A 13071-nucleotide genomic window follows, 5' to 3' on the forward strand; every position below is an offset into this window, starting at 1 on the left:
TGCGCCCGCACGGACATTCGCGCGGAGAGCCCATGCGGTGCCCGGTGTTTCACGGGGATGAGCCGGAGCAGATGTATCTGCAAGGCGGGATTTCGGATAGTCAAGGACGGTGGCCACTCGCAGATCTCGCAAAGGTCTGGGAAAACCGCATTTCACCCTTGCCGTACGGCATACGCGTGCTGGAACATCAATACACTTTGAAGAAGATGAAGGGCCCCTGTTCGCCATATTGATAGGGGGCTCGATCGGCGGCGTGTTGTCACCATCATGGCGCGCTTTGGAAAGGGCGGAGAAAGCATGAGAACGATTCGGGCAGTGTCGCCTAAGTTGTCGAACGTTCCCGATGCGGTATATCTCGCCCTCGCCGTCGGATATCTTGCGCAGGTTTGCGTGGGGCTTGTCAATCTCTCCGGTCAGGATCTTTTCCTGTCGGGTTTTGTGGCGTGGAGCATCGACCTTGATTTTCCCGCCTACCATGTTGTCGTTCGACTGACGGCTCTTCTCGTCTGCACGCTTTGGTGGCGCTCGTACCGCGTGAGGACGTGGGGCTCGGCTTCTGCCACGCGATTGTTTGTGTATGTGCTGCTATCTGCAGCGCATATCGGTTCGGCGCTGACAGCTGCCTGCTGCATGGTTGCGGTCACTGGAATCTTGCGCGTGCTGACGTTGGGCGTGCTGGTTTGCGACGTGGTGACAATTGCGAAGGGGCGTGGACCGCGCTTCTTGATGACTGCGGCGACCACCCTTTTCATAGGGCTGTTCGTTCTCCTCCTCCTTGGCGGAATGTCGGCGTATTACGTGGTCGGATTCGGTTTTGCGTGCCGAGCGATTTCTATTGGTGCGGGACGGAGGCGCGCTCAGCCGCTTGACGGTCAAATTCGCTATGTGCTGCACGTGCCCGATATCATGCTGCGGAGCCTCCCGCTGCTCATGCTTTGCGCTGCATATGGTGAGGTCGCACATGCGGTGAACGCCACGGCACAAATGCCGTGGGGAGCGGAATCGCATCCGTATCTTTTCATCGTTCTCAGAGCGCTGCTGGTGGTCATGCCGATGACCCTGTCTTCTCGCTATTGGCACGTTGAGGTGGACGGCGCATCGGTTCTGCGCACGTTTTGCTGTGTGGCGGTGTGGACGTTTGGAATCGAAGTGGCGCGATTCTGCGGCGGGCACGACGCCGCGCTTGTTCATGCGGCTCTTTCGTTAGTGACGGTAGCGATGATGCGGCTTGCCGTACATGGCGAGTCTGACGGGATTGACGCTCCGGCGGTTGCGCGCGCCCTCATACTGCTTCCCGTATATTCAGTTGCGGCGATGCTTCTTACGTCCGCGCTCTATGCGGCGACGACGCGCGATATCCTGAGCTGCGGAATTGTGTTTTTGGCCTTGTATGCAATAGGAATGCTTGCGTTACGTCGTCGTTCCGATGGCTGCGTTGATGATCCTGATCACGTTGAGGGAACGGCCGGGCCGGATGGAGAGGGCGCTGATGGGTCGCGTGTGCAATGGATGAGGGAAAACTGGGCGCTGTCTTCCGGAGAAGCTCGAGTTTTGTCCTGCATCGGTGACGGACAATCGCTCGCGGCTACCGCGCGGAGCCTTGGCCTGGCAAAGTCGACCGTGGCGAGCTATGCGTCGCGCGCCTATGTAAAGCTCGGTGTGAAGAACCGGGCCGAGGCGATCGATAAGATGACGAGAGACATCCCACAAGATGCCGTTTCGCTTTACATCGAAGATCGTACGCCCGAATGGCACAAGGGGGCATCGAAGAACCTCGTTTCACCAAGGGAAACGCTGGTTCCAGAGAATACGACGCGCGTTGGGCAAGCCCTTTCCGCTGCGGCGGTGATAGCGCTGGCGGTTTCATGGCTTGCTGCGGCGATGCGCGTAGTTTCGCTGCAGGGGGCCTCCTACTTCCGCGCTATTGCAGAGCAGGTGCCGGTCGGTCTTATGCTTCTCGTGATTGCGTGCTCGATATTTGGTAGGGACTTTGTTTCCGCGAAGCGCGCGGGAGGCAAGATTATCACGGGTGACAGTGCTGGTCGATTCCGCCTCATGGGATGCTTTGGGTGCTGTCTGCTGCTCTGCCTGGTGGTATGGGTATTGCTGCTTCCAGAGGATCGACCCTTGGATACGCAAGATGCCGTGCGCAACCTCTTTGACATATCGCATGTGCGCTCGGGGATAAGCCTGCTGGCTGCACTGGTGTCGATTGCTCTCATAGGATTCCACGCCACCTTTGTGATCCGCACGAATGCGCTTGTGTTACGCCATGCTTGTTGGGCTTGGATCGCCTCCATCCCTTCTGCCTTTATCGCCCTGCTGATCGCGGGAGCGCTTGGCGCTTCAGACATGTTCGTTTCGGTCGCGTGTATCGCCCTGTCTGGAATGTGCTCGATTGCGGCTCGCCTCATCGCTTGCGGCGGGATTGACAGCGTCCAAGGCGGGATTGACTGTGCGGACAAGACCGCATCGCCCACAGGTTCGATGCCGTGCCGTCTCACGGAATGGAAGCGCATCGATGCGCTTCGGCAGTTCGCCTTGCTTGCATGTGGAATGTGGGAGGGGTGCGTCGGATTGGCGATTGCCCGGGGTGGGGTGCCGTTTCGCTCGGATATCGGCTCGTTGCTCGTTGCATGCGTCATTGGATTGATGACCCGCATCGTCATGCTTCTCCTTCAGGGTCGGCTGGCTCAGACGAGCCTGCTCCGCACGCGCCCAGCGCTCGTTTCCCTGTTGGCGGTCCCATGCGCGCTCATCTTTTTAGGCGCATCAGGCGGCTTCATCGATGCTTTTGGATGGGGAATCATATCCATTGCGATGATGGGGGCCGTGCTTCAGGGTGCCCTTGCATTCGAGAGTATGCCTCAGGGCGCAGGGCGGGCGGTCATGCTTCCGATGCTGATTCCCCTTCTTGTAGGTGTCGCAGCCTCTCCATTCGCAACGCTTGTTCTCGGATGGTTTGCCGGAAGCGCCGGCAATGCGGTGTATGTGCTGTTCTCGCTTGCGGTGCCCATGGGATGCTGGGCGCTGGTTTCCTTGTTGAGAGAAGAGGGCGTGCGCAGCGATTTAGTGAGGCGTGGTCGGGCGGCGCTCGTCGAGATCGCCCAGCAGGCAGGCCTTTCTCGGGCGGAGGCTGAAGTCGCGGTATCGTACGCCAGTGGAACTCGGACAAACGGCATCGCATCAGACAGGTTTGTCAGCAAGAACACCGTGAAGTCCCAGCTTCGATCGGCATATCGCACGCTGGGTGTTCATTCTAGAAATCAGCTTGCCGAGGCATTGCTGTACATGGTCGAACAGGGTCGTCGATGAGCCCTTGCATCATAGAGATGTGTTTGCGCGGCAGAATGAGTGGAGATCTCGCTTAAGGGGGCAGATGATGAAACGTGCGAAATCGATCATAGGGATTCTTATCGCCGTCGCCATTGTTATCGGTTTCGGCGCCATGGCCCGCGACGTGCTTGCGCCCGCGCGGCAGACGTGGGAGCCGCCTACCGTTTCCGAAGAGCAGCTGGTACGTGAGATTGCTCAGAGCGAGAAGTTTCGCGAGACGATGCAGATCGTGTTCGAGCAGGCTTCCGAACGGGACGTTCAGGTCCTGGATGACGAAGGTGACGACATCACGGCTCAGTTTGTCGAGCGCCACGTCCAGGCGTATCGTCAGCGTGATTGGGAGGCGCTGGCAACCGGGTTGATCGATGAGGCGGGACAGGTGATGTGGACGGGTGAATAGCCTCGGAATGAGCGGGGCGCGAGCGGGTATTCTTAGACTGTCGACAACACGAGAGGAAACCCCATGCGCTTCATGACCATCGATCTGCCGCGTCAGGACTACGGCGACAAGGTGGCGACGCTCACCTGCTATCTCCAGGACAACATCCCCGCCCAGGCGGGCCGGCTGCGCCCCGCGGTGATCATCTGCCCGGGCGGCGGCTACCATATGTGCTCTGAGCGCGAGGGCGAACCGGTGGCGCTCGCGTTCGCGGCGCGCGGGTTCCAGGCGTTCGTGCTCGACTACACCGTGCTCGATCCGGCGGAGGCCGCCCAAGACAAGACGCTTCTGCCCTATGCGCTGCGCGACCTGGCGCACGCGGTGCTCGAGGTGCGCGAGAACGCCGAGCAGTGGGACATCGACGAGGACCGTATCGTGCTCGCGGGCTTCTCCGCCGGCGGGCACCTGGCCGCCGTGTACGCCTCGGTCGCCCATGACTGGCCGTTCGCGCTGGAGATGGGCCGACTCGGGCGCGACCTGTCCGTATCGGCGCAGATCCTGGGGTACCCGGTGATCGACTTTTCCTGCGGCTGGCCAAATGACGACGTGTACGCGCAGGCGCTGACCGACGACGCCGGATACGCTGCGGCGCAGATGCTGGTGGGGAAGGACACGCCGCGCACGTTCATCTGGCACACGGCCGACGACGGTTTCGTCTCGGTGTCCAACACGCTGGTGTACGTCGAGGCGCTCACTAGCGTGGGCGTGGACGTCGACTGCCACATCTTCCACCATGGCCGCCACGGCCTGTCGCTCGCGACCGACCAGACCGGCGCCGACGAGGAGCACGTGGATGCGCACGTGGCGCGCTGGCTCGACCTGGCGCTCGAGTGGCTGGACGAGGACTGATGCCGATGTATCGCATGACCGACGAAGAGTTCGAGGGCGTCGTGGCCGATGCTCTCGACGAGATTCCCGACCATCTGTTCGAGGCGCTCGACAACGTGATCGTGACGGTTGCCGACGAGCCGGACGACGACCAGCTCGCCGCGATCGACAGCGATCTGGCCGAGGTGTGCGACGACGAGCTGCTCGGCCTGTACGACGGCATTCCCTTGATCGAGCGCGGCGTGTATTACGGCGAAGGCGACGTGCCCGACGTGATCACGATCTTCAAAGGGCCCCATGAGCGGTGTTTCGAGGAGCGCGAGGCCATCCACGCCGAGGTTCGCAAGACCGTGATCCACGAAATCGGCCATTTCTTCGGCAACGACGAGGCGGTTCTCGAGGCGATGGGCTATTAGGCGCCCGTCTCCGATTCGCTTTCTTTATCCCTCGGTCGCGCTCGGCGCCTTCCAGGGTTGGATGAGGCCCACCGGGAACGCGGCGAAGGCGACGCCGATGGCCGCCGAGCTCGTGGTCTCGTGCGCGCAGACCAGGCCGATGCCGTAGACGGCGAGCACGCAGGCGAGGGCCGTCTCGATGTAGATCCACACGCCGGCCACCAGAACGTTGAGCGACAGCCCGTGATGGCGTGCGGGAAGCGCGCCCTGCATCTTGTAGATGTGCATCATGAACGCCGTGCGCAAGCCGGCGGCAAGGCAGGCCGCCGCGAGGGTGACCAGGTTGAACGGCGATCCGGAGAAGACGGCGAACGCCGAGGCGCCGGCGACCAGCACGTAGACGACGGCGGTGAGAATCCAGGCCATAGTGCTCCTTGAGATGTGCGGACCTAAGAGTAAGAGACCATTCTATGCCCCCTTCGGCTCACGGGAATTGTTATGCGTACCACAATGGGTTGATTGGGGACGGGTTCGTTTCAACCCATTTCGCCGCCCCGGCCCGGCTTTGGGCACCGTGCGAGCGGAGAGGGGGACCGGTCGTCGATCGAGAGTACGCATATGGAACGCGGGTCCATCGAGAGTACGCTATGGGAACGTTTTTCGGCTGAAAGCGTTCCCATAGCGTACTCTCGGCGGGTCGATGTTCCGTATGCGTACTCTCGATTCGGACGACGCCCCCGCTGTGTCGGGGCGTGACAAGAGGACAGAGGAATCGTCACGCCGGCTACCGGCAAATCGGGGACGTACCTTTTACGTATACTTCCTTCATTCATGAATGAAGGCATGGGTCAATTATATTTTTCCTGCGGAAATCCCGAAATGAGCCTCGTTCATTCATGAATGAACGAGGCTCATTTCGGGATCAAGCGTAAAAACTGGTGGACGTGCCTTTTCAGCCGCTTTCGCCCGAACCTCTGCTAGGCCATCGTGGATGCAGGGGCGGCCCGTCTTGCCGGGGCGTGACGACAAGACGGAGGAATCGTCACGCCCCAGGCGCAGGCGCTCATGCCTAGTTGTTCTTCTCGGCTCCGTCGGCCCAGGAGGCGACGTCCTCGATGCGGATGACGCTCGCGACGGACTCCACCGCGTCGAGCGCCTCGAGCGCGGCGCGCGCGGCCGCCATGTCGCGCTCGCGCGCCGTGTGCGTCAGGAACACGACCGAGCAGCGGCTGCCGTCGCCGTCCTGCAGCTGGTTGATCTGCGAGATCGAGATGCCGTGCGCTGCGAAGGCGTCGACCACCGGCGCCAGCGTGCCCACCTCGTCTTTCACGAGCAGGCGCACGTAGTAGCGGGTCTCGAGCTCGTCGATGGGGCGCAGCGGCAGCACGCGCTGGTAGGGCTCGATCTCCGCCTGGACCTTGTCGTTGTGGGAGATGGCGTCGGCGAGCGCCAGCACGTCGCCCACCACGGCAGAGGCGGTGGGGAACGAGCCCGCGCCGGCGCCGTAGAACATGGTCTCGCCCACGGCGTCGCCCACCACGTACACGGCGTTCATCGCGCCGTTCACGCTGGCGAGCATGTGGTCGGCGGGGATCATCGTGGGGTGCACGCGCACGTCGACCCCGTCGGCGGTGTTGCGGGCGATGCCCAGGAGCTTCACCACGTAGCCCAGGCTCTTCGCCTGCGCGATGTCGGCGGCCGACACGTTGCGGATGCCCTCCTGGAACACGTCATCGGTCGTGACGCGCGTGTGGAAGGCGATGGAGGACAGAATCGCCACCTTGCTTGCGGCGTCGAAGCCGTCGACATCGGCCGTGGGGTCCGCCTCGGCGTAGCCCAGGCGTTGCGCGTCGGCGAGCACCTCGGCGAAGTCGAGGCCCTCGGAGGCCATGCGCGTGAGGATGTAGTTCGTCGTGCCGTTCAGGATGCCGGCCACGGTCAGGATCTCGTTGCCCACGAGCGCGTGCTCGAGCGCGTTCACGATGGGGATGCCGCCGCCCGCCGAGGCCTCGCAGCGGATCTGGACGCCGTGCTCGGCGGCGAGCTTGGCCAGGCGCTCCACATGGCGGCCGAGCAGCGCCTTGTTGGCGGAGACCATGTGCTTGCCGGAGGTCAGCGCCGCCTCGAAGATCTCGGTGGCGGGGTGGTCTCCGCCGATGAGCTCGATCACGATGTCGATATCGGGGTCGGCGACGACGTCGTGCCAGTCGGTCGTGAAGTTCTCCGGCGCGATGCCGAGCTCGGCGGCGCGGCCGGGCTCAAGCGCGCTGGCCTTCTTGAGGCGCAGGTCGATGCCGTAGGCCTTGAGGTACTCGTCGCGATGGCGCTCGATGAGGCGGGCAACGCCGCCGCCCACGGTGCCCAGGCCGATGAGGCCGACGTTTACGGTGCGTGCGGTGCTGTCCATAGGTGCTCCTTCGCTCGGATTCGATACCCTCGTAATTGTAACGACGGCGTTGCGTGCCGCATACCCATTTGAGCGGCCCGGCGCCCAAATGTCTTTTAGGTTCGCGCGCGCGTAACCAAGATGTAACACAGGGGGTCTGCATGATAAGGGCGCCAAAACCGCAGGTCGACTTTAGTGCGAGCAAGCACTCACCTGCGCGGACACGCCCTTTTGTCAAAAGCCACCTTACGTTTTTTACACAAAACGAGTAAGGTAAACCGAACCACGAGACGCGAGATTTCGGGAAGATGGCCTCTCGGCTCGCCGTGGCATCTGTAGGGGATAACGCAGGGCCGATGAGGCCCGGCTTCATGTGAGAGGAGAAGCACATGTCGAGCCGTATTTTCAATCCGTCGATGAGCCGTAGGACCCTGGTCGCGGGCCTCGTCGGCCTGAGCGCCGCGGGCGTGCTCGCCGGTTGTTCCAACGACGACAGCTCGTCGTCCGCCGGCAGCTCGTCGGGCTCCGCGTCCGGCGCCACCTTCAAGATCGGCGGCATCGGACCCACCACCGGCGCTGCGGCCATCTACGGCAACGCGGTGAAGAACGGCGCCCAGATCGCTGTCGACGAGATCAACGCCGAGGGCGGCGACATCCAGTTCGAGCTCAACTTCCAGGACGACGAGAACGACGCCGAGCGCTCCGTCAACGCCTACAACAACCTCAAGGACTGGGGCATGCAGATCCTCATGGGCACCGTCACCACCACCCCGTGCGTGGCCGTGTCCTCCGAGACCAACGCCGACAACATGTTCCAGATCACCCCGTCCGGCTCCTCGACCGACGTCATCGGCGGCCAGCCCGACGCGGACGGCAACATCTCCACGCCGCGCAAGGAGAACGTCTTCCAGATGTGCTTCACCGACCCCAACCAGGGTGCGGCCTCTGCGCAGTACATCTCCGAGCAGGCGCTTGGCACCAAGATCGCCATCATCTACAACAACTCCGACACCTACTCCACCGGCATCTACAACAGCTTCAAGGCCGAGGCCGAGGCCGACGGTCTGGAGATCGTGTCCGAGACCACCTTCACCGATGACTCCGCGACCGACTTCTCCGTGCAGCTGAACGACGCGAAGAACGCCGGTGCCGACCTGGTGTTCCTGCCGATTTACTACACCCCGATCTCGCTGATCCTCACCCAGGCCAACCAGATGGGCTATGCGCCCAAGTGGTTCGGCGTCGACGGCATGGACGGCCTGCTGACCGTCGAGGGCTTCGACACCTCGCTCGCCGAGGGCTGCATGCTGCTGACCCCGTTCGTCGCCACCGCCGAGGACGAGGCCACCCAGGACTTCGTCGCCAAGTTCGAGGAGGTCGCCAGCGAGACCCCCAACCAGTTCGCCGCCGACGCCTACGACTGCATCTACGCGCTGAAGAGCGCGCTCGAGCAGGCTGGTGTCACCCCCGATACGGACTACTCCGACATCTGCGACGCGCTCGTCGAGGTCTTCACTTCCGGTGACTTCTCGTTCACGGGCCTCACCACCGCCGGCGAGGCTGCCACCTGGTCCGATACCGGCGAGATCTCCAAGCAGCCCATGGGCATGGTCATTCAGGACGGCGTCTACATGCCGCTCGATGCCTAAGGCTTAACGCATACGTACGGATTGAGCGGAGGCTGCCTGCCGCAGGGCGGCCTCCGCTTTCGGTTTATGAATTGGAAGAAAGGAGGGGCCATGGAAGTTCTCGCCAACATCATCAACGGCGCGAGCCTGGGCAGTGTGTACGCCATCATCGCCTTGGGCTACACCATGGTGTACGGCATCGCCAAGATGCTCAACTTCGCGCACGGCGACGTCATCATGGTCGGTGCCTACATCTGCTTTTGCGCCGTGAGCTACCTGGGGCTCCCAGCTCTCGCGGGTGTTCTGCTCTCGGTCGTCGGCTGCACGGTGCTCGGTATCTTGGTCGAGCGTCTCGCCTACAAGCCCCTGCGCAACGCCCCGTCGCTGAACGTGCTCATCACCGCCATCGGCGTGAGCTACTTTCTGCAGAACGCGGCGCTCATCATCATGGGCTCCGACCCCAAGTCGTTCTCGTCCATCATCGCCCTGCCTGCGCTGCAGCTCTTTGACGGTCGTCTCACCATCAGCGCCACCGCAGTAATCACCATCCTCGCGTGCGTGATCATCATGGTCGCGCTCACGCTGTTCACCGGTAAGACCAAGATGGGCAAGGCCATGCGCGCCTGCTCCGAGGACCGCGACGCCGCACAGCTCATGGGCATCAACGTCAACTCGACGATCTCCATGGTGTTCGCCATCGGCTCCGGTCTGGCGGCCATCGCGGGCGTGCTGATGTGCTCCGCCTACCCGACGCTGATGCCCACCACGGGCTCCATGCCGGGCATCAAGGCGTTCACCGCGGCCGTCCTGGGCGGCATCGGCTCCATCCCCGGAGCGGCGCTCGGCGGCATCCTGCTCGGCATCATCGAGATCCTGGCACGCGCCTACATCTCCACGCAGCTCGCCGACGCCGTGGTGTTCGCGGTGCTCATCGTCATGCTGCTCATCCGTCCCGCCGGCCTGCTCGGCAAGCAAGTGAACGAGAAGGTGTAGGTGGGAACATGGGAATCAAGGCATTAAAGCCCCAGACGCGCTCCACGATCATCACCTACGCGATCGTGATCGTGGCGTTCGTGGCCGTCACCCTGCTCGACGGCATGGGCCTCATCTCCAACTCGCTGTCCGGACAGCTCGTCCCCATCTGCGCCTACGTGTCGCTGGCCGTGTCGCTGAACCTCGTCGTCGGCGTGTCGGGCGAGCTCTCGCTGGGCCATGCGGGCTTCATGAGCGTGGGCGCCTTCACCGGCGTCGTCGTCGCCGGCTGCCTGGCGCGCATGGGCGTCGAGTCCGAGATCCTGCTGTTCGTGGGCTCCGCGGTGGTCGGCGCCATCGCTGCGGGCATCATCGGTTTTCTGGTCGGCGTCCCGGTCATGCGCCTGCGCGGCGACTACCTCGCTATCGTGACCCTGGCGTTCGGCGAGATCATCAAGAACCTGTTGAACAACTTCTATATCGGCGTTGACGACGCGGGCCTGCACTTCTCCATGACCGACACGGCGTCGCTCGGCATGAACCAGGGCGTCATCCTCGTCAACGGCCCCAAGGGCGCGGTCGGCATCGACAAGATCTCGACGTTCGTGCTCGGCATCCTGCTCGTGCTCGTCACCGTCGCCGTCGTGCTGAACCTCATGCACAGCCGCGACGGCCGCGCGATCATGGCCGTGCGCGACAACCGCATCGCCGCCGAGAGCGTGGGCATCAACGTCACCAAGTACCGCCTCATGGCCTTCACGGTCGCCTCCGCGCTGGCCGGCGCCGCGGGCGTGCTGTACGCCATGAACTACTCCACGATCACGCCGTCGCAGTTCGACTTCAACCAGTCGATCCTCATCCTCGTGTACGTGGTGCTCGGCGGCATGGGCAACATCTCCGGCTCCATCGTCTCGGCCGCGTTCCTCACGGTCCTGCCCGAGGTCCTGCGCCCGATCAACAACTACCGCATGCTCATCTACGCCGTCGTGCTCATTCTCGTGATGGTCGTGCCGCACACCAAGATCTACCAGCGCCTGGCCGATGCGGTCCGCAGCCGCCTGCGCAAGGGGCCCAAGGCGCCCGCCGTTGCCGTGGAGGGCGGTGAGGCCGATGAGTAAGTTCACCGACTTCGCCCGCGCCCGTCGCGAGAACACCAAGATGGTCCCGGTGCCGAGCGTGTCGATCATGCCCGAGCGCGACCTGGGAAAGGCCCCTGCGCTCGAGTGCCTGCACCTGGGCATCGACTTCGGCGGCCTGAAGGCGGTCGACGACTTCAACATCACCGTCGGCCGTACCGAGATCTGCGGCCTCATCGGCCCCAACGGCGCCGGCAAGACCACGGTGTTCAACCTGCTCACCAAGGTCTACCAGCCCACGCGCGGCACCATCATGGTCGACGGCCACGACACCGCCGGCATGAACCCGGCGCGCGTGAACCAGCTCGGCGTGGCCCGTACGTTCCAGAACATCCGCCTGTTCAACACCTTGTCGGTGGAGGAGAACGTCGCCGTGGGCCTGCACAACCAGCACCACTGCGGCATGGCGACGAGCATCCTGCGCCTGCCCCACCACTGGAAGAGCGAGAAGTTCTACCACGAGCGCGCGCTCGAGCTGCTCGACATCTTCGACATGGCGGGCCTGGCCGACCACGAGGCGGGCAGCCTGCCCTACGGCGCCCAGCGCCGCCTGGAGATCGTGCGCGCGCTCGCCACGAACCCCAAGCTGCTGCTGCTCGACGAGCCCGCGGCGGGCATGAACCCGTCCGAGACGGCTGAGCTCATGGAGAACATCGTCAAGATCCGCGACCAGTTTCAGATCGCGATCATGCTCATCGAGCACGACATGAACCTCGTCATGAACATCTGCGAGGGCATCTGCGTGCTGAACTTCGGCAAGATCATCGCCAAGGGCACGCCCGAGGAGATCCAGCAAAACGACGCGGTCATCGAGGCCTATCTGGGCAAGCAGAAGGAGGCTGAGGCATAGTGCTGTCCGTCTACAACATCAACGTGTGGTACGGGGCGATCCACGCCATCAAGAACGTCTCCTTCGAGGTGAACGACGGCGAGATCGTGGCGCTCATCGGCGCGAACGGCGCCGGCAAGTCCACGACCCTGAAGACCCTCTCCGGCCTGCTGCGTTCGCGCTCGGGTTCCATCAAGTTCATGGACGAGGACATCATGCACATGTCCGCCGAGAAGATCGTGGAGCACGGGCTCGTGCACGTACCCGAGGGTCGTCGCATCTTCCAGCAGATGACGGTGGAGGAGAATCTCGACATGGGCGCCTACACGCAGCCCAAGGAGACCATCGCCGACAACCTCGAGCGCGTCTACGCGCACTTCCCGCGCCTTGAGGAGCGCCGGCGCCAGATCGCCGGCACCCTGTCGGGCGGCGAGCAGCAGATGCTCGCCATGGGCCGCGCGCTCATGGCCAACCCCAAGCTGCTCATGCTCGACGAGCCGTCGATGGGCCTCGCGCCCATTCTCGTCGAACAGATCTTCGAGATCATCCAGGCGCTGCACGAGGCGGGCACCACGATCCTGCTCGTCGAGCAGAACGCCCAGGCGGCGCTGTCCATCGCGACGCGCGGCTACGTGATGGAGACCGGCAAGGTGACGCTTTCCGGTACCGGTCAGGAGCTTTTGCACAACGACGACGTGCGCAAGGCGTACCTCGGCGGCTGACACGCCTGCCACCCGCCGCGACACGCGCCCCCAGCGGCCCGATTCCGGGCGGCTGGGGGCGCGTTTTTGGTGTGCATGTGCCCGCGGCTGTCCTCATGGGGCGGCGGCGGGCGTTTTTCGTGAGGGTAGGGGCGTGCGCTTGGAGGGCGCTGGCGCGGGCGAGGGCCTGCTCGGCATCGGTGCCGGTGTCGTGTTGCGCCAGCGCCGGTGCCGACACCGTGCCGCCGTTCGCCCTTGACCGCGGCGAGCGCGCCGACTCGCGCTACACTGTCGGAAAGAGGCGGGAGGTCGCGATGGTTCCGTACTGGTTGGTGTTGACGATCGCGCTGGCTATCTGCTGGGTCGCCGACCAGAAGGACGACCCGCACTGAGGCCGGCCCTGCCGCTTTGCCGATCGACA

At 63.5% G+C, this 13071-nt stretch carries 12 protein-coding genes; 10 read left to right on the forward strand and 2 right to left on the reverse strand.

What is annotated here, in order from left to right; genetic code table 11:
* The first annotated feature begins 297 nt into the window (after positions 1–297).
* From B5F74_RS10490 to B5F74_RS10505, 4 genes are all read left to right on the forward strand, one after another.
* A complete protein-coding gene (locus tag B5F74_RS10490) occupies positions 298–3315 on the forward strand; it encodes a LuxR C-terminal-related transcriptional regulator (RefSeq protein WP_158095762.1) in 3018 nt (1005 codons plus the stop codon).
* Between the two features lie 64 nt (positions 3316–3379).
* A complete protein-coding gene (locus B5F74_RS10495; protein WP_087202295.1) occupies positions 3380–3736 on the forward strand; it encodes a hypothetical protein in 357 nt (118 codons plus the stop codon).
* A gap of 63 nt (positions 3737–3799) precedes the next feature.
* Positions 3800–4624: an alpha/beta hydrolase gene (locus B5F74_RS10500; RefSeq protein WP_087202297.1), complete on the forward strand. Its 825-nt coding sequence runs from the start codon at positions 3800–3802 to the stop codon at positions 4622–4624.
* Complete coding sequence (locus B5F74_RS10505) at positions 4624–5019, forward strand: metallopeptidase family protein (RefSeq protein WP_239283463.1); 396 nt, start codon at positions 4624–4626, stop codon at positions 5017–5019. The genes B5F74_RS10500 and B5F74_RS10505 overlap by 1 nt, the downstream gene beginning before the upstream one ends.
* 24 nt (positions 5020–5043) lie before the next feature.
* Here B5F74_RS10505 and B5F74_RS10510 read toward each other — a convergent pair whose 3' ends face one another.
* Positions 5044–5424, reverse strand: coding sequence for a hypothetical protein (locus B5F74_RS10510; protein WP_087202299.1), 381 nt, complete (start codon positions 5422–5424; stop codon positions 5044–5046).
* A 643-nt stretch (positions 5425–6067) separates the two neighbouring features.
* A complete protein-coding gene (locus B5F74_RS10515; RefSeq protein WP_087202301.1) occupies positions 6068–7405 on the reverse strand; it encodes a homoserine dehydrogenase in 1338 nt (445 codons plus the stop codon).
* 368 nt (positions 7406–7773) lie between these two features.
* Between B5F74_RS10515 and B5F74_RS10520 the strand changes: the two genes are divergently transcribed.
* The 6 genes from B5F74_RS10520 (at position 7774) to B5F74_RS10545 (ending at position 13042) form a co-directional block, all read left to right on the forward strand.
* Positions 7774–9033 carry an ABC transporter substrate-binding protein gene (locus B5F74_RS10520; protein ID WP_239283464.1) on the forward strand — a complete coding sequence of 420 codons (1260 nt, stop codon included), beginning with the start codon at positions 7774–7776 and terminating at the stop codon, positions 9031–9033.
* A gap of 90 nt (positions 9034–9123) precedes the next feature.
* Positions 9124–10005: a branched-chain amino acid ABC transporter permease gene (locus B5F74_RS10525; protein WP_087202303.1), complete on the forward strand. Its 882-nt coding sequence runs from the start codon at positions 9124–9126 to the stop codon at positions 10003–10005.
* A gap of 8 nt (positions 10006–10013) precedes the next feature.
* Positions 10014–11102, forward strand: coding sequence for a branched-chain amino acid ABC transporter permease (locus B5F74_RS10530; RefSeq protein ID WP_087202306.1), 1089 nt, complete (start codon positions 10014–10016; stop codon positions 11100–11102).
* Positions 11095–11970 carry an ABC transporter ATP-binding protein gene (locus B5F74_RS10535; RefSeq protein WP_087202308.1) on the forward strand — a complete coding sequence of 292 codons (876 nt, stop codon included), beginning with the start codon at positions 11095–11097 and terminating at the stop codon, positions 11968–11970. Before B5F74_RS10530 ends, B5F74_RS10535 begins: the two co-directional genes overlap by 8 nt.
* Positions 11970–12671 (forward strand): ABC transporter ATP-binding protein, encoded by a 702-nt coding sequence (locus B5F74_RS10540; RefSeq protein ID WP_087202310.1) that lies wholly within the window; start codon positions 11970–11972, stop codon positions 12669–12671. Before B5F74_RS10535 ends, B5F74_RS10540 begins: the two co-directional genes overlap by 1 nt.
* A gap of 77 nt (positions 12672–12748) precedes the next feature.
* Complete coding sequence (locus tag B5F74_RS10545; protein ID WP_087202312.1) at positions 12749–13042, forward strand: hypothetical protein; 294 nt, start codon at positions 12749–12751, stop codon at positions 13040–13042.
* Positions 13043–13071 lie beyond the last annotated feature (29 nt).

The sequence above is a fragment of the Collinsella sp. An271 genome, assembly GCF_002159695.1.
Classification (GTDB): domain Bacteria; phylum Actinomycetota; class Coriobacteriia; order Coriobacteriales; family Coriobacteriaceae; genus Collinsella; species Collinsella ihumii.